At 69.7% G+C, this 26,601-nt stretch carries 27 protein-coding genes; 12 read left to right on the forward strand and 15 right to left on the reverse strand.

The annotated features are described in order from the left end of the window. Window positions 1-13: 13 nt before the first annotated feature. The 3 genes from hydA to ND450_RS44965 are packed head-to-tail and all read right to left on the reverse strand — an operon-like array spanning window position 14 to window position 3,743. Window positions 14-1,399 carry a dihydropyrimidinase gene (gene hydA / locus ND450_RS44955; RefSeq protein ID WP_253324002.1) on the reverse strand — a complete coding sequence of 462 codons (1,386 nt, stop codon included), beginning with the start codon at window positions 1,397-1,399 and terminating at the stop codon, window positions 14-16. After that, the gene (locus ND450_RS44960) at window positions 1,396-2,238 is read right to left on the reverse strand and encodes a nitrilase-related carbon-nitrogen hydrolase (RefSeq protein WP_089913091.1); all 843 of its coding nucleotides are present in this window, start codon (window positions 2,236-2,238) and stop codon (window positions 1,396-1,398) included. Before ND450_RS44960 ends, hydA begins: the two co-directional genes overlap by 4 nt. After that, on the reverse strand, window positions 2,235-3,743 hold the full coding sequence (locus ND450_RS44965) for an NCS1 family nucleobase:cation symporter-1 (protein ID WP_253324003.1): 1,509 nt from the start codon (window positions 3,741-3,743) through the stop codon (window positions 2,235-2,237). Before ND450_RS44965 ends, ND450_RS44960 begins: the two co-directional genes overlap by 4 nt. Before the next feature lie 144 nt (window positions 3,744-3,887). Here ND450_RS44965 and ND450_RS44970 point away from each other — a divergent pair, with 144 nt between their 5' ends. Then, a complete protein-coding gene (locus ND450_RS44970; protein WP_253324004.1) occupies window positions 3,888-4,589 on the forward strand; it encodes an esterase family protein in 702 nt (233 codons plus the stop codon). On the opposite strand, the gene ND450_RS44975 is transcribed toward ND450_RS44970, so the two are convergent. Genes ND450_RS44975 through ND450_RS44995 form a run of 5 tightly spaced genes read right to left on the reverse strand, consistent with a single transcriptional unit; the run spans window position 4,570 to window position 7,085 of the window. Beyond that, a complete protein-coding gene (locus ND450_RS44975) occupies window positions 4,570-5,073 on the reverse strand; it encodes a hypothetical protein (RefSeq protein ID WP_253324005.1) in 504 nt (167 codons plus the stop codon). The genes ND450_RS44970 and ND450_RS44975 overlap by 20 nt on opposite strands. A gap of 36 nt (window positions 5,074-5,109) precedes the next feature. Further along, the gene (locus ND450_RS44980) at window positions 5,110-5,727 is read right to left on the reverse strand and encodes a bifunctional 2-polyprenyl-6-hydroxyphenol methylase/3-demethylubiquinol 3-O-methyltransferase UbiG (RefSeq protein WP_253324006.1); all 618 of its coding nucleotides are present in this window, start codon (window positions 5,725-5,727) and stop codon (window positions 5,110-5,112) included. A gap of 9 nt (window positions 5,728-5,736) precedes the next feature. After that, entirely contained in the window at window positions 5,737-6,063 is a 327-nt protein-coding gene (locus ND450_RS44985) for a hypothetical protein (RefSeq protein WP_253324007.1), read from the reverse strand. Continuing rightward, the gene (locus ND450_RS44990) at window positions 6,060-6,371 is read right to left on the reverse strand and encodes a hypothetical protein (RefSeq protein WP_253324008.1); all 312 of its coding nucleotides are present in this window, start codon (window positions 6,369-6,371) and stop codon (window positions 6,060-6,062) included. The genes ND450_RS44985 and ND450_RS44990 overlap by 4 nt, the downstream gene beginning before the upstream one ends. A gap of 6 nt (window positions 6,372-6,377) precedes the next feature. Next, window positions 6,378-7,085, reverse strand: a complete 708-nt coding sequence (locus ND450_RS44995; RefSeq protein ID WP_253324009.1) for a MerR family transcriptional regulator — start codon at window positions 7,083-7,085, stop codon at window positions 6,378-6,380. Between the two features lie 128 nt (window positions 7,086-7,213). Here ND450_RS44995 and ND450_RS45000 point away from each other — a divergent pair, with 128 nt between their 5' ends. Next, window positions 7,214-7,672: a hypothetical protein gene (locus ND450_RS45000; RefSeq protein WP_253324010.1), complete on the forward strand. Its 459-nt coding sequence runs from the start codon at window positions 7,214-7,216 to the stop codon at window positions 7,670-7,672. A 31-nt stretch (window positions 7,673-7,703) separates the two neighbouring features. Here ND450_RS45000 and ND450_RS45005 read toward each other — a convergent pair whose 3' ends face one another. Continuing rightward, entirely contained in the window at window positions 7,704-9,296 is a 1,593-nt protein-coding gene (locus tag ND450_RS45005; protein ID WP_253324011.1) for a PucR family transcriptional regulator ligand-binding domain-containing protein, read from the reverse strand. A 107-nt stretch (window positions 9,297-9,403) separates the two neighbouring features. Here ND450_RS45005 and ND450_RS45010 point away from each other — a divergent pair, with 107 nt between their 5' ends. The 3 genes from ND450_RS45010 to ND450_RS45020 are packed head-to-tail and all read left to right on the forward strand — an operon-like array spanning window position 9,404 to window position 12,443. Beyond that, on the forward strand, window positions 9,404-10,687 hold the full coding sequence (locus tag ND450_RS45010; RefSeq protein ID WP_253324012.1) for an aspartate aminotransferase family protein: 1,284 nt from the start codon (window positions 9,404-9,406) through the stop codon (window positions 10,685-10,687). Next, window positions 10,684-12,165 (forward strand): CoA-acylating methylmalonate-semialdehyde dehydrogenase, encoded by a 1,482-nt coding sequence (locus ND450_RS45015; RefSeq protein WP_253324013.1) that lies wholly within the window; start codon window positions 10,684-10,686, stop codon window positions 12,163-12,165. The genes ND450_RS45010 and ND450_RS45015 overlap by 4 nt, the downstream gene beginning before the upstream one ends. Next, on the forward strand, window positions 12,111-12,443 hold the full coding sequence (locus ND450_RS45020; RefSeq protein ID WP_253324014.1) for a hypothetical protein: 333 nt from the start codon (window positions 12,111-12,113) through the stop codon (window positions 12,441-12,443). The genes ND450_RS45015 and ND450_RS45020 overlap by 55 nt, the downstream gene beginning before the upstream one ends. Here the strand turns inward: ND450_RS45020 and ND450_RS45025 are convergent. Then, window positions 12,398-14,455 (reverse strand): elongation factor G-like protein EF-G2, encoded by a 2,058-nt coding sequence (locus ND450_RS45025; RefSeq protein WP_253324015.1) that lies wholly within the window; start codon window positions 14,453-14,455, stop codon window positions 12,398-12,400. The two genes, ND450_RS45020 and ND450_RS45025, sit on opposite strands and share 46 nt — an antisense overlap. A gap of 380 nt (window positions 14,456-14,835) precedes the next feature. On the opposite strand from ND450_RS45025, the gene pdxS reads away from it, so the two are divergent. Further along, complete coding sequence (gene pdxS / locus ND450_RS45030; RefSeq protein ID WP_256557415.1) at window positions 14,836-15,729, forward strand: pyridoxal 5'-phosphate synthase lyase subunit PdxS; 894 nt, start codon at window positions 14,836-14,838, stop codon at window positions 15,727-15,729. 52 nt (window positions 15,730-15,781) lie between these two features. On the opposite strand, the gene ND450_RS45035 is transcribed toward pdxS, so the two are convergent. Then, complete coding sequence (locus tag ND450_RS45035) at window positions 15,782-16,564, reverse strand: hypothetical protein (RefSeq protein ID WP_253324016.1); 783 nt, start codon at window positions 16,562-16,564, stop codon at window positions 15,782-15,784. A 47-nt stretch (window positions 16,565-16,611) separates the two neighbouring features. Then, on the reverse strand, window positions 16,612-18,783 hold the full coding sequence (helR, locus tag ND450_RS45040) for an RNA polymerase recycling motor ATPase HelR (RefSeq protein ID WP_253324017.1): 2,172 nt from the start codon (window positions 18,781-18,783) through the stop codon (window positions 16,612-16,614). 176 nt (window positions 18,784-18,959) lie between these two features. Between helR and ND450_RS45045 the strand changes: the two genes are divergently transcribed. Further along, window positions 18,960-19,784, forward strand: coding sequence for a hypothetical protein (locus ND450_RS45045; RefSeq protein WP_253324018.1), 825 nt, complete (start codon window positions 18,960-18,962; stop codon window positions 19,782-19,784). Here the strand turns inward: ND450_RS45045 and ND450_RS45050 are convergent. Further along, entirely contained in the window at window positions 19,781-20,335 is a 555-nt protein-coding gene (locus tag ND450_RS45050; protein ID WP_245786006.1) for a helix-turn-helix domain-containing protein, read from the reverse strand. The two genes, ND450_RS45045 and ND450_RS45050, sit on opposite strands and share 4 nt — an antisense overlap. 58 nt (window positions 20,336-20,393) lie before the next feature. Here ND450_RS45050 and ND450_RS45055 point away from each other — a divergent pair, with 58 nt between their 5' ends. Both ND450_RS45055 and ND450_RS45060 read left to right on the forward strand, forming a co-directional pair. After that, window positions 20,394-21,092: an AzlC family ABC transporter permease gene (locus tag ND450_RS45055; protein WP_253324019.1), complete on the forward strand. Its 699-nt coding sequence runs from the start codon at window positions 20,394-20,396 to the stop codon at window positions 21,090-21,092. Further along, complete coding sequence (locus ND450_RS45060) at window positions 21,071-21,379, forward strand: AzlD domain-containing protein (protein WP_089913050.1); 309 nt, start codon at window positions 21,071-21,073, stop codon at window positions 21,377-21,379. Before ND450_RS45055 ends, ND450_RS45060 begins: the two co-directional genes overlap by 22 nt. On the opposite strand, the gene ND450_RS45065 is transcribed toward ND450_RS45060, so the two are convergent. Both ND450_RS45065 and ND450_RS45070 read right to left on the reverse strand, forming a co-directional pair. Continuing rightward, a complete protein-coding gene (locus ND450_RS45065) occupies window positions 21,376-22,374 on the reverse strand; it encodes an IS481 family transposase (RefSeq protein WP_253324020.1) in 999 nt (332 codons plus the stop codon). The two genes, ND450_RS45060 and ND450_RS45065, sit on opposite strands and share 4 nt — an antisense overlap. Before the next feature lie 121 nt (window positions 22,375-22,495). Further along, window positions 22,496-22,936, reverse strand: a complete 441-nt coding sequence (locus ND450_RS45070) for an Lrp/AsnC family transcriptional regulator (protein WP_030478062.1) — start codon at window positions 22,934-22,936, stop codon at window positions 22,496-22,498. 74 nt (window positions 22,937-23,010) lie between these two features. On the opposite strand from ND450_RS45070, the gene ND450_RS45075 reads away from it, so the two are divergent. The 3 genes from ND450_RS45075 to ND450_RS45085 all read left to right on the forward strand — a co-directional run bounded on the left by ND450_RS45075 (window position 23,011) and on the right by ND450_RS45085 (window position 26,601). Further along, on the forward strand, window positions 23,011-24,198 hold the full coding sequence (locus tag ND450_RS45075; protein ID WP_253324022.1) for a PLP-dependent aspartate aminotransferase family protein: 1,188 nt from the start codon (window positions 23,011-23,013) through the stop codon (window positions 24,196-24,198). A 140-nt stretch (window positions 24,199-24,338) separates the two neighbouring features. After that, window positions 24,339-25,673, forward strand: coding sequence for an amino acid permease (locus ND450_RS45080; RefSeq protein ID WP_253328160.1), 1,335 nt, complete (start codon window positions 24,339-24,341; stop codon window positions 25,671-25,673). A 67-nt stretch (window positions 25,674-25,740) separates the two neighbouring features. Then, window positions 25,741-26,601: a DUF1963 domain-containing protein gene (locus ND450_RS45085; RefSeq protein WP_253324023.1), complete on the forward strand. Its 861-nt coding sequence runs from the start codon at window positions 25,741-25,743 to the stop codon at window positions 26,599-26,601.

The raw sequence follows: 26,601 nt of genomic DNA on the forward strand, positions 1-26,601 counted from the left end.
AGTGGACCTCCTCTCAGACGAGGTACTGGTTGAGATCGCGCGACACGAAGCGGCCGTGGCCGGTCGAGCCGTGGTACGCGCCGTCGGCGATCACCTTGCGGCCCCGCGAGAAGACCGTCTCCACGCGGCCGGTGACCTCGAAGCCCTCGTACGCCGAGTAGTCCACGGCCATGTGGTGCGTGTCGGCCGAGATGGTCTGCGTGGCCGACGGGTCGTAGACCACGACGTCCGCGTCGGCTCCCGGGGCGATCACGCCCTTGCGCGGGTACATGCCGAACATGCGCGCCGGGGTCGTGGAGACGATCTCGACCCAGCGCTCGCGGGTGATCTCGCCCTTCACGACGCCCTGGTGCAGCAGGTCGACGCGGTGCTCGACACCGGGCATGCCGTTGGGGATCTTCGAGAAGTCGCCGAGACCCAGCTGCTTCTGGTCCTTGAAGCAGAACGGGCAGTGGTCGGTGCTGACGACGGACAGGTCGTTCGTGCGCAGGCCGCGCCACAGCGACGACTGGTGTTCCTTGGGGCGCAACGGAGGCGACGCCACGTACTTCGCGCCCTCGAAACCGGGCTTCGCCAGGTCCTCCAGCGACAGGTACAGGTACTGCGGGCACGTCTCCGCGAACACGTTCTGGCCCGTGTCACGGGCGGCCGTCACGGCGTCGAGCGCCTGGGACGCCGACAGGTGCACGATGTACAACGGCGAACCGGTGACGCGTGCCAGCTGAATCGCGCGGGACGTCGCCTCGCCCTCCAGCTCCGGCGGCCGGGTCAGGCCGTGCTGCACCGGGTCGCCAAGGCCCGAGGCCAGTGCCTGCGCGACGAGCTGGTCGATCGCGATGCCGTTCTCCGCGTGCATCATGATCGTGGCACCGGTCTCGCGCGCCTTCTGCATGGCGCGCAAGATTTCGCCGTCGGTGGCGTAGAAGACGCCGGGGTAGGCCATGAACATCTTGAAGCTGTTCACGCCGGCGGCGATGCACGACTCCATCTCCTTGAGCGACTCGTCGGTCACGTCGGAGATGATCATGTGGAAGCCGTAGTCGACCGCGCAGTTGCCGTCCGCCTTGCTGTGCCACTTGTCCAGTGTGGACAGCAGTGACGAACCCTTGGGCTGCACGGCGAAGTCGACGATCGTGGTGGTGCCGCCCCACGCCGCGGCGGTCGTGCCCGTCTCGAAGGTGTCCGCGGACTGGGTGCCGCCGAACGGCATCTCCATGTGCGTGTGGGCGTCGATGCCACCGGGGATGACGTACTTCCCGGCCGCGTCGACGACCTCGTCCGCCTGGACCGCGAACCCCGGCGTGACGAGAGCGGCGATGTGCTCGCCGTCGATCAGCACGTCGGCGGCGTGCGAGCCCGTCGCGTTGATCACCAGGCCGTTCTTGATCAGGGTGCTCACGGGGTCACCAGGCCCTCGTAGGTGTCGGGGCGGCGGTCGCGGTAGAACGCCCACGTGTCGCGGACCTCGGTCAGCAGGTCCAGGTCGAGGTCGCGCACCACGAGCTCTTCCTCGGTGTCGGACGCCGCGTCGCCGACGAGCTGCCCGCGCGGCGAGACGAAGTACGTCTGGCCGTAGAACTCGTTGTCACCCAGCGGTTCCACGCCCACGCGGTTGATCGCGCCGACGAAGTATTCGTTCGCGACGGCCGCGGCGGGCTGCTCCAGCTTCCACAGGTACTCCGACAACGACCGGGACGTCGCCGACGGGTTGAACACGATCTTCGCGCCCGCGAGGCCCAGGGCGCGCCAGCCCTCGGGGAAGTGGCGCTCGTAGCAGATGTAGACGCCGATCCGGCCGACCGCCGTGTCGAACACCGGGTACCCGAGGTTGCCGGGCTTGAAGTAGAACTTCTCCCAGAAGCCCTTCACCTGCGGGATGTGGTTCTTGCGGTACTTGCCGAGGTACGTGCCGTCGGCGTCGATCACGGCCGCCGTGTTGTAGTAGACGCCCGGCTGCTCGACCTCGTACATCGGCACGATCAGCACGATGTTGTTCTGCGCGGCCACCTCCTGCATCAGCTGCGTGGTGGGGCCGTCCGGGATGGACTCGGTGTAGGAGTAGAAGTCGGCGTCCTGCACCTGGCAGAAGTACGGGCCGTAGAAGAGTTCCTGAAGGCACAGCACCTGAGCGCCCTGGGAGGCGGCGGCGCGGATGTGCTCGACCGCGTTCGCGATCATCGACTCCTTGTCGCCCGTCCACTTCTGCTGGACGAGCGCCGCCCGGATGATGTTGCTCACCTGGTCGTCTCCTTTGCCGTGGTGTCCTTCAGAGCGAGGAAGACCAGGAAGCCGGCCGCGAAGCCGACGACCCAGTTGTAGTCGTAGAGGGGCTTGAGGAACGGGATGAGCCCGTCCGCCGGGAACGGCCCGCCGTGGGCGCCGCCGACCGCGAGCACCGAGCCCACGAGCGTCGCCGCGACCGCACGCCAGTTCCAGCCGCCGTTGAACCAGTACGCGCCACTGCCGTCGAGGTAGAGGTCCGCGAGTTCCAGCCGGGTCTTCCTGATCACCCAGTACCCGGCGACGAACACGCCGGCCACGGACGCCAGCAGGCCGCCGTAGAACCCGAGCCACGCGAAGATGTAGATGTTCGGGTCGGAGATCAGCCGCCACGGCTGGATCACGATGCCGATCACACCGGTGATCAGGCCGCCGACCGCGAACGTGATGCGCTTCGGGAAGGCGTTCGAGAAGTCGTAGGACGGGCTGACGACGTTCGCCGCGAGGTTCGCCGAGATCGTCGCCAGCACCAGCGAGACCAGCGCGATGATCACCAGGAACGTGCTGTCGAAGCGGGACGCGAGGTCGGCCGGATCCCAGATCGCCTCGCCGTACAGCGCCTGCGCGCCCGAGGTGGTCAGGATCGCGACGATCGCGATGAACGACATGGTGGTCGGCAGGCCGAGGATCTGCCCGGTGACCTGCTTCTTCTGACTGCCGCCGAACCGCGTGAAGTCCGGCATGTTCAGCGACAGCGTCGACCAGAACGCGATCATGCCCATCAGCGCGGGGAAGAAGACCTTCCAGAAGTCCGGTCCCCAGCCGAGCTTGCTGGGCGTGTCGAGGATCGGGCCGAACCCGCCCGCCTTGACCAGCACGTAGCCCAGCAGGATCAGGAACCCGATGCTGACCAGCGGCGCCGTCCAGTTCTCGAACCGGCGGATCGCCTCCATGCCGCGCCAGATCACCAGCATCTGCACGACCCAGAAACCGAAGAAGCACAACCACAACGTCCACGGCTGCCCGCCGATCGACGACGCCTTGGTCCACCCGTCCCCGGCCAGCCGGCCGATGATCACGTGCAGCGCCTTGCCGCCGACCCACGTCTGGATGCCGAACCAGGCGCACGCGATGAACGCCCGCAGCAACGCCACCAGGTTCGCGCCGCGGATGCCGTAGAACGCGCGGGCGAACACGGGGAACGGGATGCCGTATTTGGTGCCCGCGTGGCTGTTGAGCAGCATGGGGATCAGCACGATCAGGTTGCCCAGGGTGATCGTGAGGAAGGCCTGCACCCAGTCCATGCCGATCGCGATCAGCGACGCCGCGAGCGTGTAGCTGGGGATGTTGTGCGCCATGCCCATCCACAGCGCGAAGAAGTTGTACGTCGTCCACGTCCGCTGCTCGACCGGTACGGGGGCGAGTTCGGGGTTGTAGAACCTGCTGTCCTTGATGGGACCCACGTCGCTCAGTTCGACTCGGCCATCAGGTGTGACCTGGGGCGGTGAGGACTCGACTGCCATCGTTCAACCCCCTGTTACGCTGCTGAAACAACGCCAACCCGGTCTGATTCCATCCCGGAATCCTGGGTCCGCCGGTGCAGGACTGGCAGTGTCAGAGTGTCCACGCTTGTCATGATCGGCGCACATTGTGTTCCACTGACGGGCATGGGGATGTCGCGCAGGACTGTTCTGCTCGGTGGCGTGGGGCTGGCGGGAGCAGCGGGGACGTGCGCCGCGCTCTCCCCGCGAGGCCGCCGTCTGCTCGGCTGGACGGGCCCCGACGGCGTGGTGCCGGACGTCGAACCTGTACCCGTTCAGCCCATGCCGTGGGGTGCGTGGATGGGTGCGACCGGTCCGACCGTGCTCGTGCTGCACGGCCGTGGCGGCAGCGTCGGGTGGTGGGAGGCCCTCGGGCTGCCGCGGTTCCTCAACGGCAGCGCGTTCCGGTGCGCGGTGGTCAACGGCGGCGAGGACTACTGGGTGAACTTGACACCGCCCGTGCCGTTCGAGGCCGCGCTGGGCGTGTCGATGGGCGGCTTCGGCGTGCTGGACATCGCGTCCAGGCGGCCTTTGAAGGCCGTGGCGGCGATCAGCCCGGCGCTATTCCCTGCGTGGGAGGACGCCGAGCGCATCGACGGGTTCGCGTCACGAGAGGTGTGGGAGGCGCGCGAACCGTTGCGGCACACGGAGAGGATCACGTCACCGGTCGGCGTGTGGTGCGGGCGCGAGGACCCGTTCCACGACCCCGCGCGCACACTGGCGGACGCGGTCGGCGCGCAGGCGTCGTTCGACCACGGCGAGCACGGCGACGGCTACTGGCGCCGTGTGCTGCCGGACGCGCTGAGGTTCATCGCGCAGCGACTTTGAGGCGCACCACGGCCGTGCCCGCCTTGCGGTCGTGCCACGTCCGCGTGCCGCGCAGGTCCAACGCCTCCACCACGGACAGCGAGAGCAGCACGAAGCCGCCGACCAGCAACAACGAGCCGAGCCAGCCCGCCGACCCCATGGCGACGTGCTCGCCGATGACGACCCACGGCTGTTGCCAGCCGAGGCCCGCCATCAGCGCCGGTTCCCGCCAGCCCAGACCGGTCAGCACGAGCACCACGCCCGTCCCGGGCAGCGCGGTCGTGATGAGCGTGCGGGTCAGCGCTCGTCTGAGGCTCAGGCCGGACGCGGGGCCCACGACCCGCAGCCCCGTGAGGGCCTTGCCGAGGGTGTTCAGGCGGAGCAGCAGGAAGTCGTACACCGCCGCGCAGAGCACCACCAGCACGGGTTCGTGGACCAACGGCCACGCCACGACCAGCACCAGGAGCCAGTCGAGCAGACGGGCGAGCAGCCGACGAACGAGCATGATTCACGCTAAGCGGCGGAATGCCGCCATAAGTGGTCAGTTCATGGCCACTTGTCGCACGAACTCGGCCACCCACCGGCCGTTGTCGCGCCGGACCGAGCGCGGGGCGAGGCCGTCGCCCGCGAACGCCTCGACCTCGGCGGGCGTGAGCGGCCACGGAGGACCGTCCGGGTCGGGCCCCTCGTCGCGTGCCACGGCGAGCACGAGCAGTTCGCCGCCGGTCAGCGCCGCCACCTGCCTGGTCGCCTCGGCGTGCAGGCCGACGGGCAGCGCCTGCACCGTCATGTTCTCCACCACCAGGTCGAACGCCCGGTGCCACCGCGCGGGCGGGGCCAGCAGGTCGGCGACTACGTAGGAGACGGGGGAGCCGGGGTGGCGCTCCCGCACCGCGGCGATGGCGGTGGGGGAGATGTCGAACGCGGTCACCTCGAAGCCGAGAGACGCCAGGAACTCGGCGTCACGGCCGTAGCCGCAGCCCACGACCAGGGCGCGCCGCCCGGTGCCGTCGACGCCGTCCGCCCACTCGACGAGGTGCGGCTGGGGGTGGGGGACGTCCCAGGGGACGGAGGCCGTGCCGGCTTCGGCCTCCGCGTAGAGATCTTCGAACCACCCGGTCGGGTTCGCTGCCTGCAGGCGTCGGTCATCGGGGAGCATGACCACTGTCTATCGAACTCTTCGGCGCCGTGCGATCGAGTATGCGCATATGAACGCCAGGGTGGCGAGGAAGACCAGCGCTCCGGTGGCGCCGCCGTCGATCGGATCGCCGGCGGGCGCGAGCAGTTCGCGGAAGAAGCCGAACAACGCCAGGGCGGCGCTGCCCGCGCCGACGACGGCGAGTCTGTTCGTGGGCAGTGCGGCCACCACGCGTGGAGTCGCCTTGTCGCACACCCGCCGGAGCAGGTCCGGGAAGGGCCGCCCGGACATCCCTGACCAGAGCAGGACCACCGCCGTCCCGATCGCCGGGACCAGTGCCGCGACGAGGCACCTCACCGCGATGTTCCCCGCGCCCGCGATGGCGTCAGCCGTTCCCCCCCCACCGCCGCCGCGCCGAACATCAGCGGGAGCAAGGCGACGGCCCAGCGGCCCACCTGACCCAACACCGGCGAACGCCGCCGGGCAGGGGCCGGCGACACCACGTGGTACTGCTGGGGGACGGGTACCGCGGTCTGCGGTGCAGGCACGTTGTGGAAGTGCACGTCGCCGTAGACCGCGCCGGCCTGGAACGCGTGGCCGTTCACGGTGCTGCCCTTGATGCCGTTCTGCACGTGCGGGACCGGATCCGGCGGTGGTTGTGTCACGCCTGGCTATCGCGCAGCCCGCGCCCGAGTCACGTATTCCACCAGCCCGTCGTCCGCCGGCCACCCGATCCGCGAGCTGATCGACGCCTTGTTCTCCTCCCAAGACCGCTGCGCCGCCGCCTGCACGGCCGCGTCGCCACCGGTGAACTTGGCGCCGAGCTCGTCCCACTGCCGGGCCAGCTCGACGACACGCGGGTCGGACGGCGGGGTGCCGTCGGCCATGTGCTGTCGCAGTTGCCCCACCAACTCGAGCCACGACGCCTTCAGCGCCTCCACGGCCTCGGGGCCCATAGCCGCCGCGCGGGACCGCAGGTCGCCCAGCTGGTCGGCGGTGAAGTAGCTCTCGTGCACGGACATCATCTCCAAAGTGGACAGAAGGGATTCGGTGGTGTGCCCGTCGAGCAGTGCGGTGAGGCGGGACCGGAGTGCCTCGACCTGCTGTGCTTGTGCGGTCAAGGAAGCGAGCTGGGCCTCGAAGAGCGGCCGCAGGGAGTCCGAACGGGACAGTGCCGATCGGACCTCCTCGAGCGACAGGCCTAGCTGACGCAGCGATCTCACCTGATAGAGGCGACGTACGTCGTCCGGTGTGTACCGACGGTGACCGGATGGCGTGCGCTCGGACGCGACGACCAGTCCGATCTCGTCGTAGTGGTGCAGCGTGCGGACCGTCAGTCCGCTCGCTTTGGCCAGGTCACCGATGCTCCAGTGGGTCACATGACGACCGTAGGACCTCCCGTGGCGTCAGGTTCAAGCCCTGAACACCCGATCGAGCGGGTTAATTCGCGAACCGAACGCGCCGATGAAATCGAAGATCGGTCCCCAAAACCAGATTGAGGAAAACTGTGTCCCGTTCCGGACTCTTCCGTGCCGCCGCCCTGCTCGCCGCCAGCGCCGCGCCGCTCCTCGCCGCGGGCTCCGCCAACGCCGCCGAGCTCCCGCAGCTGGGCTCGACCCTTCCCGAGGTCGGCGCGGACCAGCTGGCCTCCGGCGCCACCCAGCTCACCAACCCGCTCGAGGCGGCCTCGGCCCTCCAGCTGCCGCACGTCGGCGCGCCCGTGGCGAGCGACCTGCCCGTGGCCGGTGCCCTGCCCGTCCCCGCCCTGCCCGGTGCCGCCCAGGAGCGCTCGCTGCCCGCGACGCCGGACCTCGCCGGCCTGCCGCAGGTGGCGACCCCCGAGGCCCACGGCGGCAACACGCACCTCGGCTCGGTGCGCGCTCCCATGCCGTCCGGCCTGCCCACCGAAGGCGCCGTGCCGAACCCGACCGTGCTCTCCGGCGTCCTGCCGACGATCAACGGCTGAGTTCGCACGTCGAAAATGGGCCCGTGCGCGCTCACGGGCCCATTTCGTGCACCAGCAGGGCGACGTAGAGCGAGAGCACGGACTCCGGGTCCTCCAGCGAGACGCCGAGGACCTGTTCGATCCGCCCCAGCTGCTGGTAGTAAGCGGTGCGCGAGAGGTGTGCCGCCGCGGCCGCCGCCGACTTGTTGCCGCCGTTCTCGCACAGGCACCGCAGCAGTTCCACGAGCCGCGATCCCTGCGCCGCGTCCCGTGCCAGCAGGGGCCCGAGCTCGCGATCGGCGAACGCCCGCATCCGTTCGTCGTCGCGCAGCAGGTGCAGCAGGCCGCGCAGCCGGACGTCGTCGAGCCGGTGGTAGAGCTGGGATCCGGGCGCTCGCAACGCCGCCCCGGCCACGTGCGCCGCCTCGCCCAGCGACCGGCGAACGTCCGTTGTGGACGTCACGGTGGTGCCGACGGCGATGACGACCTCGGACGCCGCCGTCCGGTGGACCTCGCGGGCGACCTTGCGCAGCACCCCTTCCACGCCCACGGTCATCGGCACCGAGAGCAGCGCCCGCACCGACGTGTCGTCGACGACGCCGACCAGCGCCGCGACCGTCACCCGCCGGCCCGCGAGCGCGGTCGCCTCGGCGAGATCGCGCAGGACCTCCTGCGTGGCAAGCGTTTGCCCCTGCAGCACCGACACCGGCCGGACCGCCACGCCGATGAGCTGCCGTCGTTCCAGCGGCACCCCCAGTGCCGCCGCCCGCGCGCCCAGGTCCGGTGACTGAGGCGACTGGCCGAGCAGCTGCGCCAGCAACGTGCGGTGCGTCTGCCGTTCCAACGACTCCCGGTCGCGCGCCACGAGCCGATGCACGGCCAACGCGGACGCGGCGCGTTCGGCGACCACGACGTGCCGGTGCGGTGGAGCCTCCGGCGAGACCATCACCAGCCGGCCCCAGTCGGCCCCGCGCGCCCCGACGATCGTGATCAGCCAGCCGGACACCGTGTCGTAGGCGGTCCGCTCGGTCACCGTGACGGCCCGCGAGCGCGCCGCCCAGTCGTCCAGCAGCGTCACGGGGTCGTTGCCCGCCGCGTCGTAGGCGAGCACCTCGTGGCCCAGCGTCTCCAGGACGACGGCCAGTCCGGACGTCCGCGCCACCTCGCGCAGCACCTCGGACGGCTCGGCGCCCGCGACCGTCAGCGCCGTGAACGTCTCGTGCACCTGTTCCGCGGCCCGCAGCTCGGCCAGCTGAGCGTCCACGATCAACCCGACGACGGCTTCGGTCACGGCGACGTACTTGGTCTCCTCGGTGAGCGTGACCAGCGGCAACCCGTGCCGTTCGGCCTCGGTGACGAGCGCGGCCGGCACGTCGTCGCGCCACCGCCGCCCCAGCTCGACGACCAGCCCGGCGCAGCCCACGGCGGCCAGTTCCTCGACGTACCGGGCGAGCCCGGACTCGGGCAGCATCACACCGGTCGTGAGCACCAGTTCGCCGCCGCGCAGCAACGGCGCGATGTCCGCGATCTCCGCCACGTGCACCCAGCGGACCCTCCGGGCGAGGCCCGCCGACCCCGCCACCAGGCGCGGTTTCCCCTGCCGGATCACCGGGAGGGCGACGACATCCGCGACCGTCGGGTACATGGACACAACGTAATGCCAACCAGCCGATCCGGGTACAGGTTGTGCATGGCGGCCAGGGTCCTGCGCCAGCAGACTCCGAGGTCAGGTGCGGAACCCCTGGAGGCGAGATGGCCCACAAGGAGCTGCTGGCACGTCACCGCGCGGTGATGCCGAAGTGGCTGGCCCTCTACTACGACGAGCCCATCGAGATCGCGAGCGCTTCCGGGCGCCGGGTGACCGACCGCGAGGGCACGACCTACCTGGACTTCTTCGCGGGCATCCTGACCAACGCCATCGGCTACGACGTCGCGGAGATCAGCGACGCGATCCGGTCGCAGCTCGACACGGGCGTGCTGCACAGCTCCACGCTGTACCTGATCCAGTCGCAGGTCGAGCTCGCGGAGAAGATCGCGGAGCTCTCCGGCATCCCGGACGCCAAGGTGTTCTTCACCAACTCCGGCACCGAGGCCAACGAGACCGCGCTGATGCTCGCCACCCAGGCGCGCCGCAGCGAGCAGGTGCTGGCGCTGCGCAACAGCTACCACGGCCGTGCGTTCGCCACGATCGCCATCACGGGCAACCGCGGCTGGTCGGCGTCCGCGCTGTCGCCGATCAAGGTCAGCTGGGTGCACGGCGGTTACCGCTACCGCTCGCCGTTCAAGTCCTTCAACGACGCCGACTACATCAAGGCCTGCGTCGACGACCTGCGCGAGATCATCGAGACCACCACGTCCGGCGACGTCGCCTGCATGATCGCCGAGCCGATCCAGGGCGTCGGCGGCTTCACGTCCCCGCCCGACGGCCTGTTCCGCGCGTTCAAGGACGTGCTCGACGAGTACGGCATCCTCTTCGTCTCCGACGAGGTGCAGACCGGCTGGGGCCGCACCGGCGAGCACTTCTGGGGCATCCAGGCGCACGACGTGGTGCCGGACGCGATGACGTTCGCCAAGGGCCTCGGCAACGGTCTCGCGATCGGCGGCGTCGTCGCGCGCGGCGACCTGATGGACACGATCAACGCGAACTCGATCTCCACGTTCGGCGGCAACCCGATCTCCACGGCCGGCGCGCTCGCCACCGTGAACTACCTGCTCGACCACGACCTGCAGGCCAACGCCGCCAAGCTCGGCTCGCGGCTGCTGAGCGGCCTGCGCGAGATCGCCGACAAGCACCCGGTGATCGGCGACGTGCGCGGCAAGGGCCTCATGGTCGGCGTCGAGTTCGTCGGCCCCGAGGGCGAACCGAACGGCGCCGCGGCGGCCACGGTCCTGAACGAGTCGAGGGCGCGCGGCCTGCTCGTCGGCAAGGGCGGCCTGTACGGCAACGTGATCCGCCTGGCCCCGCCGATGACGCTGACCGAGGACGAACTCGAAGAGGCACTGGGAATCCTGGCTCAGGCGGTGGAGAAGGCGTGATCAGGCACTGGATCAACGGCAAGCCCTGGGACGAGTCCCCGGAACGCGCGGGCGACGTCTACGACCCGACGACCGGCAAGGTGGCCCAGCAGGTCGCGTTCGCCTCGGTGTCCGAAGTGGACGCGGCGGTCTCCGCGGCCGCGGAAGCGTTTGCGTCCTGGCGCAACGCATCCCTGGCGCAGCGCACCACGGTCATGTTCAAGTTCCGCGAGCTGCTCAACGACCGCAAGGGCGACCTGGCGAAGATCGTCTCGGCGGAGCACGGCAAGGTCGTCTCCGACGCGGGCGGCGAGATCCAGCGCGCCCTCGAATCCGTCGAGTACGCCTGCGGGATCCCGCAACTGCTCAAGGGCGGCTTCAGCGAGAACGCGTCGACCCGCGTCGACGTCTACTCGATCCAGCAGCCCGTCGGCGTGGTCGGCGTCATCTCGCCGTTCAACTTCCCGGCCATGGTCCCGCTGTGGTTCGTGCCGACCGCAATCGCCTGCGGCAACACGGTCGTCCTGAAACCGTCCGAAAAGGACCCGTCGTCGTCGAACTTCATCGCCGAGCTCTTCGCCGAGGCGGGCCTGCCGGACGGCGTCCTGAACGTCGTGCACGGCGACAAGGTGGCCGTCGACCGGTTGCTGGAGCACCCGACCGTGAAGGCGATCTCGTTCGTCGGCTCCACCCCGATCGCCCGCTACGTCTACGAGACCGGCACCTCGCACGGCAAGCGCGTGCAGGCGCTGGGCGGCGCCAAGAACCACATGGTCGTCCTCCCGGACGCCGACCTGGACCTGGCCGCGGACGCCGCCGTCTCGGCGGGCTTCGGCTCGGCAGGAGAGCGCTGCATGGCGATCTCGGTCGTCGTGGCCGTGGGCGAGGTCGGCGACGCGCTGGTCGACCGCATCAAGGCCCGGATGGCCGAGGTGCAGGTCGGCTCCGGCGCCTCCTGCGAGATGGGCCCGCTCGTCACCGGCGTGCACCGCGACAAGGTGACGTCCTATTTGGACGCGGGCGTGTCCGAGGGCGCCGTGCTCGCGGTCGACGGCCGCGACCACCCGATCGACGGCGACGACGGTGGGTTCTGGCTCGGGCCCACGCTCTTCGACCACGTCGGCACGGACATGTCGGTCTACACCGACGAGATCTTCGGCCCCGTCCTGTCGGTCGTGCGCTGCGACACCTACGAGGACGCCGTGGAGATGGTGAACTCGAACAGGTACGGCAACGGCACCGCGATCTTCACCAACGACGGGGGTGCGGCGCGGCGGTTCCAGAACGAGATCGAGGTGGGCATGGTCGGCGTGAACGTGCCGATTCCCGTGCCGGTCGCCTACTACTCGTTCGGCGGGTGGAAGGAATCGCTGTTCGGCGACGCGCACGCGTACGGGCCGCACGGCGTGCACTTCTTCACGCGGTCGAAGGTGGTCACGTCGCGGTGGCTCGATCCGTCGCACGGAGGCGTGAACCTGGGGTTCCCGCAGAACACCTAGGGTCGACGAGTGGACACTCGCCGGCAAACCGCTGGACCGCGCACTGCTCGACGTGGTCGCGGTCGGTCGGCGCGCTCGTCTGCCTGTACGCGAAGGGTGACGAGGTCGACCTGACCTTCCGCTTCCTCGACCCCGAGGAGGAGGCCCGCGCGCTGGCGGAAGCGGGCCTCGCCGTGACGGCCCGCCTCGACCGCGCTCCGGACCCGCGCGTGGAGCACCGGAGCGATCGCTGCTACCTGCCGGCGCGGGCCGCCAGTGCCTCCGGCAGCGGGTCGTAGCGCGAGAACCGGCGCGTGAACGTGCCGGTGCCCGACGTCAGCGACCGCAGCTCGATCGCGTACCGCAGCAGCTCCGACGACGGCACCTCGGCGCGGATCACCGTGCGCCCGCCCTCGTCCGCCTCGGTGCCGAGCACGCGGCCCCGTCGTCCGGACAGGTCGCCCAGCACGGTGCCGAGGTGCTCGTCGGGCAGGCGGATCGCGACCTCGTCCATCGGTTCCAGCAGCTGGGTGCGCGCCGCCGCCGCGGCCTCCTTCAGCGCCAGCGCGCCCGCTGTCTGGAACGCGGCGTCCGACGAGTCGACCGAGTGCGCCTTGCCGTCGACGAGGGTCACCCGGACGTCGACGACCGGTGTGCCGTCGTGCAGACCTCGTTCCAGCTGTGCGCGCACCCCCTTCTCGACGCTGGGGATGAACTGGTGGGGGACCGAGCCGCCGACGATCTTGTCCACGAACTCGAAGCCGGAGCCGCGGGGGAGCGGTTCGACGACGATGTCGCACACCGCGTACTGGCCGTGGCCTCCGGACTGCTTGACGTGCCGGCCGTGGCCTTTCGCCGCTGCCGCGAAGGTCTCGCGGAACGGGACGCGGACCGGTTCGGTGTCGATCTCCGCGCCGCCCGCGCGCAGGCGGGCCAGCACTACGTCGGCGTGCGCCTCGCCCATGCACCACAGGACCATCTGGTGCGTCTCGGCGTTGCGGTCGAGGCGCAGGGTCGGGTCGCTCGCGACCAGGCGGTTGAGGTTGCGGGCCAGGTTGTCCTCGTCGCTGCGTGTGCGCGGCACGACGGCTATGGGCAGCAACGGTTCCGGCATGTCCCACGGCGCCATCAGCAACGGCTGTTCGGGGGCGGAGACGGTGTCCCCGGTCTCGGCGGTGGTGAGCTTGGTGAGGGCGCAGAGGTCGCCGGCGACGCAGTAGGGCACCTCGCGCAGGGACGAGCCCAGCGGCGAGTAGATGTGGGCGACGCGTTCGTCGGCGTCGTGGTCCTCGTGGCCGCGGTCGGCCATGCCGTGACCGGAGACGTGCACGGGGCGTTCGGGGCGGAGGGTGCCGGAGAAGACGCGGACCAACGACACGCGGCCGACGTAGGAGTCCACGGCTGTGCGGACCACCTCGGCGACGAGTGGCCCGTCCGGGTCGGCGGCCATTCTGGGTTGTGGGATGCCCTCTACCGATGTCACGGCGGGAACGTCGTGCTCCAGCGGTGACGGGAACGCGCGCGCGATGCCGTCCAGCAACTCCGTCAGGCCCATGCCGGTGGCGGCGCACACGGGCATGACGGGGTGGAACGAGCCGCGCGAGACGGCGGTCTCCAGATCGGCGATCAGCGTGTCCTGGTCGATCTCCTCGCCCGCCAGGTAGCGGTCCATGAGGGTCTCGTCCTCGCTCTCGGCGATGATCCCCTCGATCAACGCCGCGCGCTCGTCCGGGTAGTTCTCACCGGACGTCAGCAGGCCGACGAGGGAGTCGCCCTCCTGCACGTACAACGGCGTGACGCCCGCGCCGAACGCCGCCTGGCACTCGATGACCTCGTTGCCGAAGTTCGCGCGGTGGTGGTCGGTGCGTGTGATGACCACGGCCCGAGGCATGCCGACGAGAGCGCACTCCTCCCACAACGCGATGGTGGCCGCGTCCACGCCCTCGAAGGCGTTGACAACAAAAAGGGCCGCGTCCGCGGCCCGGAGTCCTGCCCTGAGCTCACCCACGAAGTCGACGTAGCCGGGGGTGTCGATCAGGTTGATCTTGATGTCCCCGTGCTGGATCGGGGCCACCGCGAGGCCTACCGACCGTTGTTGTCGCACGGCGGCCGGGTCGTGGTCGCAGACCGTGGTGCCCTCGGTGACCGATCCCGCGCGGGTCAGCACGCCGGTGGCGGCGAGCAGGGCCTCGGTGAGCGTCGTCTTGCCCGCACCGGACGGGCCCACGAGCACGACGTTGCGGACCTTGGCCGGGTCGTCCACAGCGACCGCGCCTGCCGATGTGCCGTTGTCGGAGTGCTTGCTTCCCATGGCGACCTCCGTCAAGTCGTAGTGTTCGATCTCACACCCGATGGAGTTCCGGGACAACCCCGTGCAACCCGCTTGGCGGTGGCGGGATCGATCGAGAACCGGTGTCATGTGCGCGAGGTCGCGCCGGTCGTCCGGTCAACCGCTCGTGCCGAATTCGGCGAAGCCCAATTCGGTGCGAGCGATTCGGCCGGACGACCGGCTTCCCGGCGATCGAGCCGCCGCCTCCGAAGGAGCGGCCAACAAGCTCAGTGACGGGCGTCACGACCTGCGTTGATCGTGAAAGTGGCCTTCCAAAACGTGGCTCCAGTGGCTTGGCAGAGGGGGCCACAGCGGTCGTACCGTGAGTTCACCAAGACTTCCCCTCGTGAAAGGTTGCCCAGGTGAGCACTGATCAGGTCACGGGTACTGCCCGCGTCAAGCGCGGCATGGCCGAGATGCTCAAGGGTGGCGTGATCATGGACGTGGTCGACGCGACCCAGGCGAAGATCGCGGAGGACGCGGGCGCCGTCGCCGTCATGGCCCTCGAGCGCGTTCCCGCCGACATCCGCGCCCAGGGCGGCGTCGCGCGCATGAGCGACCCCGACCTGATCGACGGGATCATCAACGCCGTCTCGATCCCGGTCATGGCGAAGGCCCGCATCGGCCACTTCGTCGAGGCCCAGGTCCTCGCGTCGCTCGGTGTCGACTACATCGACGAGTCCGAGGTCCTCACCCCGGCCGACTACGCGAACCACATCGACAAGTGGGCGTTCACCGTCCCCTTCGTCTGCGGCGCCACGAACCTCGGCGAGGCCCTGCGCCGCATCACCGAGGGTGCGGCCATGATCCGCTCCAAGGGCGAGGCCGGCACCGGTGACGTCTCGAACGCCACCACGCACATGCGCAAGATCCGCCAGGAGATCCGCCGCCTGCAGAACCTCCCCGAGGACGAGCTCTACGTCGCCGCCAAGGAGCTCCAGGCGCCGTTCGAGCTGGTCCGCGAGGTCGCCCAGAACGGCAAGCTGCCCGTCGTGCTCTTCACCGCGGGCGGCATCGCGACCCCGGCCGACGCCGCGATGATGATGCAGCTCGGCGCCGAGGGCGTGTTCGTCGGTTCCGGCATCTTCAAGTCCGGCAACCCGGCCCAGCGCGCCGAGGCCATCGTGAAGGCCACCACCTTCCACGACGACCCCGACGTCATCGCCAAGGTCTCGCGCGGCCTGGGCGAGGCCATGGTCGGCATCAACGTCGAGGACGTGCCGGAGCCGCACCGCCTCGCCGAGCGCGGCTGGTAAGCACTGCGGAACGAGGGCGCACCGCTTCGTGGCGGTGCGCTCTCGGTCGTTCTCAGCCGATCGTGAACGTGTGGGTCAGGCAGTACGTCGTCTTGATCTCCGGGTACGCGAGGGCGAGCGCGAGCCGTTCGTCCTGCCCGCACGCCGCCTTGTCGACGGTGTCCGCCAGCACCTTGGCCTTCACGACCATGTAGCCGCCGCACGGCTTCTTCGGGAACTCCGCCTTCAGCGACGCGAGCGCGAAGTCGTAGCACTCGCCGTCGGCGAACACCGGGACCAGGCACACGTTCATGCCGTACCCCTTGGTGTACTTGACGTACGAGTCGTCGTCCTCGCCGCACTTCTCCGCGGTCTGCAACGTCCTGGTGACCACGTAGTTGTGCTTGTTCTCGGTGCACTCGGTCTTCGCGTAGGCCGCGTCGAACGTCCCGCCGGTGAGCAGCACGCAGTCGCCGACCACCGCGAACGGCTTCGGCTTGCTGGTCGTGGTCGTCGGCACCGTCGTCGTGGCCGGCGCGGTGCCGCTGCCGAACTCCAGGTCGTCCTTGCGCACGACCCACAGCAGCACGGCCCCGATCGCCACGACGAGCACGAGCAGGCCGGCTCCGATCAGCAGGCCGGCGCGCGAGGACCGTTGCGGTGCCACGTCCAGCATCGGCCGCGGGCCGTCGCCCAGCTGCGGGTACTGCGGCGCGGGGCCCGAGTAGGCCCCGAACGGGTCCGGGTCGACGGGGCCGTACAGGGCGTCGTTCTGGTCGGGCGACCGGCGGGCCGGGCCTGCGGGCGGCGCCCACGGGTTCTCCGGCTCGCCGGGTCTGTCAGGTGGTGTGGTCATCAGGTTCCCCCAGTGGTCGAAAGGGGGAGCGTAATCCGTCCTCCGCGTCAGGTGCGCACGGTTTCGGCCAGGCCGGACAGCGCCTCGGGCAGCGGTTCGTGGTGCAGCACGCCGAGTCGTTGCGTGGCACGGGTGAGCGCCACGTACAGCTCCGCCGCGCCCCGCGGCCCTTCGGCCATGATCCGCTCCGGCTCCACGACGAGCACGGAGTCGTACTCCAGGCCCTTCGTCTCCGCGGCGGGCACGGTGCCGGGCACGCCGGGCGGGCCGATCACCACGCTGGTGCCTTCGAGGGCGGCTTCCGCGAGGGTGAACTCCTCGATGGCGGCCGGCAGCTCGTCCTCGGTCAGCTGCCGCGCCCACGGCTCGACACCGTTGGCGCGCACCGACTCCGGCGCGACGACGTCCGGTGCGAACTCGGCGAGGACCCTGGCCGCGACGGCCATGATCTCCGCCGGCGTGCGGTAGTTGACCGTCAGCGAGCGGTACTCCCAGCGGCCCGGCACGTACGGGTCCAGCATCTGACCCCACGACGTGGCCCCCGCCGGCGCACGGCGCTGCGCCAGGTCGCCCACCACGGTGAAGGAACGGCCGGGACAGCGGCGCATCAGCACCCGCCAGTCCATTTCGGACAGTTCCTGAGCCTCGTCCACCACCACGTGCCGGTACGTCCAGCCGCGGTCGGCCATCGCCCGCTCGACGAGCGTGCGCTGGTCGTGGTTCTCGAAGCGCTCGGCCAGGTCGTTGGCCTCCAGCATGTCCGAGGCGAAGAGGTGGTCCTCGTCGTCCATGTGGTCGAAGCGGCCGACCATGCTGTCGAGCACCTCGGCCGCGTACCGGGCCTCGGCCGCGCGCTCGGCCTCCGCGGCCTGGTGGGCGGCCTGCTCGGAGCCGTCCTTGCCCAGCAGGTCGTACAGCTCGTCGAGCAGCGGCACGTCCGACACGGTCCACGCGTCGCCCTCGGCGCGGTGCAGCGACGGGTCCGCGCCCGCCGCCGCGAGCTCCTCCGGCGACGAGTACAGCGAGCCCAGCAGCTCGAACGGCGTCATGATCGGCCACAGCGCGTCGAGCGCGGCGATGAACGCGTCGTCGTCGGCGAGGTCCCGCACCAGGCCCGACCGCATGTCCTCCCACGCCTGCTTGTCGTCCCGGGCCATCCAGCCCTTGCCGATGCGGCCGATGGCGCGCTCGGTCAGGACGTACGTGACGATCTCGCGGAACACCGCGCGGGCCTCGTTGTGCGGCAGGCCGCTGTCGCGCGCCTCCTGCCGGGCCCACTCGGCGACGTCCGCGCCGATGTTGACGACGATGTCCTTGATCCCGATCGGGATCGGCTCCTCCGGAACCCGCTGCCGGGCCGCGACGGCCGCCTTCAGCACGTCCACCATCGTGCGCGAACCCTTGATCTTCGCGACCTCGGGCGCGTCCTCGGCGGTCGCGAGCAGACCGGGCAGCAGGCTGCCGGCGGTCGAGAACACGACGTCCGACTCGCCCAGCGACGGCAGCACGCGGCTGATGTGGTTGAGGAACGCCGGGTTCGGGCCGACGACGAGAACGCCGTGCCGTTCCATGCGCTCTCGTTGCGTGTACATCAGATAGGCGACGCGGTGCAGCGCCACGACCGTCTTGCCGGTACCCGGCCCGCCCTCGATGACCAGCACGCCGGGGTGGTCGAGCCGGATGATCGCGTCCTGTTCGGACTGGATGGTCGCCACGATGTCGCGCATGCCCTGCCCGCGCGGTGCGTTGAGCGCCTCCAGCAGGGCCACGTCGCCCCGCTCCTCGCCGAGCTTGCCGAACACCTCGTCGGTGAACCCGGCCACCGTGCGGCGGCGGGTGAGGAACTGGCGACGGCGGCGCTGCCCCTCGGGGTTCGCGCCGGTGGCGGTGTAGAACGGCCGCGCCGCCGGTGCCCGCCAGTCGAGCAGCAACGGCTCGAAGTCGTCGAACTCGTCGAACAGCCCGATCCTGCCGATGTAGGAGACGTCCCCGTCGGCGCTGTCGAGCCGGCCGAAGCACAGGCCGTAGTCGGCCACGTTCAGGCGCTTCATCTCGCGGTGCCGGGCGCGCACCTCGTTGTCGCGTTCCATCGCGGTCTCGCCGGTGCCACCCAGCGCGGACTGGTACGCCGCCTTCACGCGCGCACGTTCGCCATCGAGCCGTGCGTAGAGACCGGCCACGTAGTCGCGTTCGGACTGCAGTTCTTCTTCGTAACCCACGTGCTCCCCAGTGCGCCTGGTTTTGGCTTGAGGCGTCGAGTGTGAACGATGCCCGGGGCCTTGTGGCAAGGCCCCCTCTCTGCTATACGTTTGAATGGAAGAACGGGCCGGTCGCACGCGCGACGCGGCCCGTTTTTCGTTGGCGCCGGCAGTGCCGCGCTGGTCATCATGGCCGCGTGAACATGCCGCTCCGCTGGGACCTCGTGAGGCCCGACCAGCTCGGGTCGATGCTCGACGGTGTCGAGGCGCCCGAGGTCTGGTACCTCGACGACCTCGCCGAGTGCGCGGGCAAGGTGCTGGCCCGCAGCGGCAACGGTGACCTGGTGTTCGTCGGCCGGTCGCTCGACTCGATGTTCGACCTGCTCGGCGGTGCGCTGGAGGGCACCGGCCGGGTACCACGCCGGCTGCCGCTGTCGATCGACCGCTTCCGCCGGATCAGCCGGTCGGAGGTGCTGCGGGCTCGCGAGATGTTCGCGGAGATCGGCATCGCCCCTGCCTCGCTGGCCCGGCGCGACCGGCCGGTGACCTTCGTCGACGTCGTGTGGCAGGGCGAGACCTTCGCCAGGTTGTTCGCGCTGCTGGACGACTGGATCGCCGAGGAGCGCGAGACCTGGCCCGCGATCCGGCGCAAGCTGCGCTTCATCGGTGTGACGAGCCGCACGAAGACCAGCCCGAACACGTGGCGCTGGCAGCAGGACGCCGACTGGCCGCGCCGCCTGCCCGCCGGGTCCGTGGTCAACGTGTCGCTGCATCCGTTCGTGTGGAGCTACCTCGGTGATCATCAGGACAAGCTGACTTGGCCCTACCAGCTGCACAGGTGGCGCGAGTACCTGCGTGAGGCCAAGCGCGACGAACGCACGCGTGAGGCGCTCGCCGAGGCCGTGCACCTCGTGGAGCTGGGCCGCACCAAGGAGGTGCGGCGAATGATCGCTCGTGCCATCGCCGGTGAGCCCACCCTCGCCGAACCGTGGCTGCGGACCCTCCACAGCCGCCTCAGCTAGACGGTGTGCTCCATCACCATCATCGCCGTCGTCCCCGGCTCCAACGCCTTGCACACGTGCGGCAGATCCCCGGGATAAACGATGTAGTCACCGGGCCCGAGTTCGATCGGGTCGTCGGCGAGCCCCGCCAGGCACCGGCCCGACGCCACGATCATGTGCTCGACGCTGCCCGGCACGTGCGGCAACGACTCGCGGGCGCCGCCGGGTTCCAGTGCCAGCCAGTAGATGTCGTGCTTGGTGCCCGGACGGCACGCGGCCAGCAGCGTCGCGGAGTAGTGCGCGCGCTCGGAGTGGATGACGGGGCCCTCGCCCGCCCGGATCACCTGCACGCGGGGGACGGCGGGTTCGACGAGCTGGCTGAACGGGACGCCCAGGGCCACGCCGAGGGCCCACAGGGTCTCCACGCTGGGGTTTCCCGCGCCGGACTCCAGTTGGGAGAGCGTCGACTTCGCGATGCCTGCCTTCTTGGCGACCTCGCTCAGCGACATGCCGGTGCGATCGCGCTCACGCCGGAGGTTGGCCGCGATCAGGTCGAGTGGTGCGTTCGACACAGAAGTCCATCCGTTCGTCTTGACGAACACCGAGTCCAGGTGTTCATCTTAATGGGTGGTGCGTTCGATCTGGCGAACTCTTGATGCTGTGCTCCTGCGTGACGTGGCCGCGGTGGCACTGGGGGCCGCGGTGACCGGTGCGAGCTTCGGCGCGATCTCGGTGGGTTCCGGCCTGCCGTGGTGGATGCCGGTGCTGATGTCGCTGGTGATCTTCGCGGGCGGCTCGCAGTTCATGGCCGTGGGCGTTGTCGCCGCTGGTGGCAGCCCTGCCGCCGCGGTGCTGGCCGGGCTCGTGCTCAACGCGCGGCACCTGCCGTTCGGGCTCGCGGTCGGGGACGTGCTCGGCAGGAACCCGCTCGCGCGGATCGTCGGCAGTCACCTGTTGATCGACGAGTCGACGGCATTCGCGATGGCGCAGAGGGATCCCGCGAGAGCGCGTGCCGCCTACTGGGCGTGCGGTGTGTCGTTGTTCTTCACCTGGAACGTGGGCGTGCTCGTCGGTGCGCTCGTGGGGCAGGCGATCGGTGACCCGGGGACGTTCGGGCTGGACGCGGCGTTCCCGGCGGCACTGCTGGCGCTCACGCTCCCGGCGCTCAAGGACGCGGCGACGCGCAACGCTGCTCTCGCCGGTGCCGCGATCGCGCTCCTGACGACGCCGTTCCTGCCCGCCGGTGTGCCCGTGCTGCTCGCACTGGCCGGTCTGTTCGCGTTCCGCACCACCAAGAAGGAGGAGCCGTGCCCGTCACCGCGGTCCTGATCCTGGCCGCCGGCACCTTCGCCATCCGGTTCGCCGGGCCGTTGCTGCGCGACCGCGTCACGCTGCCCGAGAAGGTCCGCGAACTGATGTCCGCCTCCGCCACGGTGTTGTTGCTCGCTTTGGTGGCCGTGTCCGCTTTGACGAACGGCAAGCAGTTCGGTGGCTGGGCACTGGCCGCGGGCGTTGCTGTCGGTGGGCTTGCGGCGTGGCGCAAACTGCCGTTTGTCGCAATTATTGTCCTGGCGGCGGGAACGACCGCGGGACTGAGGCTGCTCGGCGTCGCCTAGTTGTGATGTCCAGGGAGGTTGGTCAGCCGGGTGATGGGTGGCTGGCCTCCGAGGGCGGAGTGGGCTCGGTGGTGATTGTAGAAATGCAGCCAGCCGGGCAGGGCTGCTCGGCGCTGGGTTTCTGAGGGGTAGTGGCGGGCGTAGGCCCAGCCGTCGGCCAGGGTGCGGTGGAAGCGTTCGATCTTGCCATTGGTCTGCGGACGGTAGGGCCGGGTCCGTTTGTGCCGGACGACGAGCTCGGCGCAGGCGTCGCGCCAGGCATGCGAGCGGTAGCAGGATCCGTTGTCGGACAACACTCTTTCGACGGTGACATCGCGGTCGGCGAACCAGGCGATCGCTCGTTGCAGGACACCGATGGCGGTGGCGGCGGTCTCGTCGGCATGGATTTCGATGTAGGCGACGCGGGAGTGGTCGTCGATCACGGTGTGCAGGACCGCGGTGCCGACGTTGGGTTCGTAGTGGGCGTGCCGGGCGCCGGTGCGTTTGGCGGTGGCCTCGCGGTTGCGATCGCCCTGTTTCCTGCCGACGAAGCGCCAGCCGCCGCCGTCGGGAATGTTGCCGAACTTGGTGACGTCGACATGCAGCAGCGAACCGGGATGTGGATGTTCGTAGCGGCGCAACGGTTCGCCGGTGACCCGGTCGATCCGGGACAGCCTGTTGATCCGGCAGCGCACCAGCACCGCGTGCACTGTCGAGGCCGCGAGACCCAGCCGGCCCGCGATCTGCACGGGTCCGAGCCGGTGGCGCCGGCGCAGCGTCACGATCTGCCGCACCACGGGATCGGGCGTCTTGGCCGGGCTGTGGTGCGGCCGCGAGCTGCGGTCGGCCATCCCGGCTTCGCCCTCGAGCCGGTAGCGCTCAGCCCATTTACGTGCTGTTCTGACCGAGGTCATGAACATTCTCGCGGCCTCGGCGGGACGCCAGTTCTGCTCGACGACCAGACGCGCCAGGCGCAGCCGGGCACGCGGCGTCAGCGCCGCGTTAGGGTGGGACACGAAGGCCTCCGGGTGGTGAAGCGGTTCCTAGACAGCTCCACTTCACATCCAGAGGCCTTCACCTGTCTTCACGACAGGCCGTCACCCGCCCAAACCGGAACAACGTCCCTGGACATCACACCTAGTGCTTTCTGACGTGGGAGAAAAGCAGGTTCGTGTGCACCTCCGTCACCTCCCGGCGGCTCGTGAACTTGTCGAGCACGAGCCGTTGGAGATGACCGACGTCGGACACGGCGACGTGCACGAGGAAATCCTCCGGACCCGTCACGTGGGAGAGCGCGAGCGTTTCGGGGAGCGAGAGCACGTACGCCATGAACGGGTCGACGATCTCTTTGGTGTGCGGGCGGATCTTCACCGCGAGCATCGCCTGCACGTGCTGCCCGACGGCGCCGGGGTCGATCTCCGCGTGGTAGCCGGTGATCACGCCCCGCTCCCGCAACGCCCGGTGCCGGACCACCGCCGTCGACTGCGCGACGTTGACGCGTTCGGCCAGGTCCTTGTTCTGCAGCCGCGCGTCCTTCCGCAGCTCCCGCACGATGGCCTCGTCGATCGAATCCAGCACGGCTCTTCTCCGTTTCATCGAATCGGCTGCGAACAATCACCCGCTACGCCGAGGAAGTCTCCACCATTCGGGCCATGACGCGCATCGAGACCATCGCAGTGCACGGCGGCCGCGACGACCTCGCGGAGCTCGGCGTGCACGCTCCTCCCATCGACCTGTCCACCACCTACCCCGTGCCCGACCAGGCGCTCGGCGGTCAGGCGCTGGGGGACTGGGCCACCGGCGCCGCGCGGGCCTCCTCGCCCGTCTACGCGCGGCTGCACAACCCGACGGTGGCCCGTTTCGAGCAGGCGCTCGCGGCCCTCGAGCACACCGAGACGTCCGTGGCGTTCGGCAGCGGCATGGCGGCGGTGACCGCCGTCGTCCAGGCCGCGTGTGTCATGGCCGGAAAACCGCACGTCGTGGCCGTGCGGCCGCTGTACGGCGGCACCGACCACCTGCTGTCGTCCGGTCTGCTCGGCGTCACGACGACGTACGTCGAGGCGGGCCTGGTGGCCTCCGCGATCCGGCCGGACACCGGGCTCGTCGTCGTCGAGACGCCGGCCAACCCCAACCTCGACCTCGTCGACATCGAGCACGTCGTGCGCCAGGCCGGGTCGGTGCCGGTCATGGTCGACAACACCTTCGCGACGCCGGTCCTGCAGAACCCGGCGCTGCACGGCGCGGAGTACGTGCTGCACTCGGGCACCAAGTACCTGGGCGGGCACGGCGACGTCCTGGGCGGCGTGGTGGCCTGCTCCGAGGAGCTTGCGGCGGCGTTGCGGCAGGTCAGGATCATCACCGGCGCCGTGCTCCACCCGCTCGGCGGCTACCTGCTGCACCGCGGCCTCGCCACCCTGCCGCTGCGCGTCGAGGCGGCCTCCCGGTCGGCGGAGGTGCTGGCCTCGCGGCTGGCCGAGCACGACGCCGTGGAGTTCGTGCGCTACCCGTCCACGTCACGGCAGATGCGCGGAACGGGCGCAATGATCGCGTTCGGCGTGCACGGCGATCCGGTCGAGGTGGTGCGCCGTTTGAAGCTCATCACGCCGGCCGTCTCATTGGGTTCGGTCGACACGTTGATCGAGCACCCCTCGGCTTTGACACATCGCCTCGTTCCCGGAGAAGAACTGCGGGCTTCCGGCGTTCCGGACAATTTGCTGCGCATTTCCGTGGGCCTCGAGCACGTCGAAGACATTTGGGAAGACCTAAACGCAGCGCTGTGTGACGTGGCTTACGTTAAGTCTTCCCCAGGTGGTTTCTTGGTGATGACCGCCACTCGCTAGGGTTCCCCGCATTCAGTGCGTCGGGGCGCGGGAGGTTCCGACGCGAGCATTTTTCCGTTTTCGGAAGGAACCTCTTCGTGAGTTCTGTGGAAATCGATGCGGACGGCTACACCAAGGCGTTGAGCAAGCGCCAGGTGCAGATGATCGCCATCGGTGGCGCGATCGGCGTCGGCCTCTTCCTGGGTGCGGGCGGGCGCCTCGCCACAGCGGGGCCGTCGCTGATCCTGTCGTACGCGGTGTGCGGCCTCGCTGCGTTCTTCGTCATGCGCGCGTTGGGCGAACTGGTGCTGCATCGACCCGTGTCGGGCAGCTTCGTCGAGTACGCCCGCGAGTTCATCGGTCCGTGGGCCGGCTTCACGTCGGGCTGGCTCTACTGGCTGAACTGGGCGATGACCGGCATCGCCGAGATCACCGCCATCGCGATCTACATGCACAAGTGGTTCCCCGACCTGCCGCAGTGGATCACCGCTCTCGTGGCGCTGGTGGTCCTCGTGGCCATCAACCTGTTGTCGGTGAAGCTCTTCGGCGAGCTCGAGTTCTGGTTCAGCGTCATCAAGGTCACCGCGATCGTCGTGTTCCTGGTGGTGGGCACCGGCCTGGTCATCGGCAACGCGGACATCGGCGGCACGACGGCCTCGGTCTCGAACACCCTCGGCCACGGCGGCCTGTTCCCGGCGGGCGTCGGCATCGCCCTCATGACGTTGCAGGCCGTCGTCTTCGCCTACGCGGCCATCGAACTCGTGGGCATCGCCGCGGGTGAGACCAAGGACCCCGAGAAGGTCATGCCGCGCGCCATCAACGGCGTCGTCTACCGCATCGCGATCTTCTACGTCGGTTCGGTGCTGCTGCTGACGATGCTGCTGCCGTGGGACCACTTCACCGGCACCGAGTCGCCGTTCGTGACCGTGTTCTCGGCGCTGGGCGTCCCGGTCGTCGGCGACATCATGAACGCCGTCGTGCTGACCGCCGCGCTGTCCTCCTGCAACTCCGGTCTCTACTCGACCGGCCGCATCCTGAGGTCCTTGGCGCAGAAGGGCGAGGCGCCCGCGGTCACCGGCCGGATGAACTCCCGGCACGTGCCCTACGGCGGCATCCTGTTCACCGGTGTCGCCTACCTCTTCGGCGTGGTGCTCAACTACGTCGTGCCGAAGGAGGCCTTCGACATCGCGATCGCCGTGGCGTCCCTGGGCGTCGTGTCTACCTGGGCCACGTTGATCATCTGCCAGCTGCGGCTGCGCAAGAAGGCCCTGGCGGGCGAGATCCAGCGGCCCTCCTACCGGATGCCGGGCGCGCCTTACACCTCGTACGGAACGCTGGCTTTCCTCGCGCTGGTGATCGGGCAGATGGCGTTCGCGGGAACGGCCGAGAAGATCGCGTTCTGGTCGATTCCGGTGCTCGCGCTGGTGCTGTTCGTCGGCTGGCGTTTCGTGAAGTCGCGTGACGTGCAGCAGAACGAACTCGTCAGCGTCGAGTGACGGTGCCGCACAAGGCCTCCTCGTCCCTTGGACGGGGAGGCCTTTTCGTACCCCCTATTGTTCCGCCATGACTTTCGACTTCGGCGACCGGTTGACCCCCTTTCGCGACAAAGCGATCGAGCGGGGAATTCCCCCGGAAGACGTGGAGAACTGGTTAATGCTCGCCCGCCCCTGCGCGACGCTGACGCAGTCCGGGGACGGACCGGTGGTGGGCCGGTTCGGCGGCCCGCTCCTGCTCCCGGCCGACGTCCCGGACCCCGCCGAGCCGTTCGTCGCCACCGTCGACCTCGCCGCGCTGCCCTCCGGCTGCACGGATCTGCTGCTGCCGCGCGACGGGCAGCTGCTGCTGTTCGCCTTCCCGGAGGACGAGGGCGAGTGCGTGAGCATGGGCAGCGTGGTCCACGTCCCCGTCGGAACGGCCGTGGTGGAACGCGACCGGAACGCCTGGAACGAGTGGGACATCGACGACTACGAAATGATGTTCAAGGAGTTCCCCCAGGGCCCGCTGCGAGCCGTGGCCGACGTGTCCCTGCCCAACCACCACGCGTTCCAGGTCCGCGGCGAGCGCACGGCCGGCCCGATCCCCGGGCACCCGCGCTCCGAGGACCTCGTCGACGTCTGGCAGGACACCCGTGAGGCCGTCAACACCGAGGGGTCGCTCCAGATCGGCGGTTACGCGGACGAGGAGGCCGTCTACACCGATCCACTCGGCAACGTCGTGCGCCGTGCCGTGCGAGCGGCCGAGAAGGGCAACTGGGAGGGCCCGGTGTCGGACGACGTCGCGGACTGGGTGCTCCTGGCCGACTGGTACGCCGGAGCGGACGTCTCCGGCTGGGAGAGCGCCACCGTCCACTGGGGGATCCAGCGCGGCGACCTGGCGGCGGGACGCTTCGACCGCGCCTTCGCCCAGGTCTTCTACAACCCCTGA

Origin of the sequence: Lentzea sp. HUAS12 (assembly GCF_024125735.1) — a bacterium.
GTDB lineage: Bacteria > Actinomycetota > Actinomycetes > Mycobacteriales > Pseudonocardiaceae > Lentzea > Lentzea albida.

Excerpts from the sequence above, each read along its gene's own strand:
- ND450_RS45075 (WP_253324022.1), top strand. The coding sequence starts at position 23,011 with ATGACGCGCATCGAGACCATCGCAGTGCACGGCGGCCGCGACGACCTC.
- ND450_RS45085 (WP_253324023.1), top strand. The coding sequence starts at position 25,741 with ATGACTTTCGACTTCGGCGACCGGTTGACCCCCTTTCGCGACAAAGCG.
- ND450_RS45035 (WP_253324016.1), bottom strand. The coding sequence starts at position 16,564 with ATGACCACACCACCTGACAGACCCGGCGAGCCGGAGAACCCGTGGGCG.
- ND450_RS44975 (WP_253324005.1), bottom strand. The coding sequence starts at position 5,073 with ATGCTCGTTCGTCGGCTGCTCGCCCGTCTGCTCGACTGGCTCCTGGTG.
- ND450_RS44970 (WP_253324004.1), top strand. The coding sequence starts at position 3,888 with ATGGGGATGTCGCGCAGGACTGTTCTGCTCGGTGGCGTGGGGCTGGCG.
- ND450_RS45080 (WP_253328160.1), top strand. The coding sequence starts at position 24,339 with ATGATCGCCATCGGTGGCGCGATCGGCGTCGGCCTCTTCCTGGGTGCG.
- ND450_RS44980 (WP_253324006.1), bottom strand. The coding sequence starts at position 5,727 with ATGCTCCCCGATGACCGACGCCTGCAGGCAGCGAACCCGACCGGGTGG.
- ND450_RS45025 (WP_253324015.1), bottom strand. The coding sequence starts at position 14,455 with ATGGGAAGCAAGCACTCCGACAACGGCACATCGGCAGGCGCGGTCGCT.
- ND450_RS44965 (WP_253324003.1), bottom strand. The coding sequence starts at position 3,743 with ATGGCAGTCGAGTCCTCACCGCCCCAGGTCACACCTGATGGCCGAGTC.
- ND450_RS45010 (WP_253324012.1), top strand. The coding sequence starts at position 9,404 with ATGGCCCACAAGGAGCTGCTGGCACGTCACCGCGCGGTGATGCCGAAG.
- ND450_RS45005 (WP_253324011.1), bottom strand. The coding sequence starts at position 9,296 with ATGTACCCGACGGTCGCGGATGTCGTCGCCCTCCCGGTGATCCGGCAG.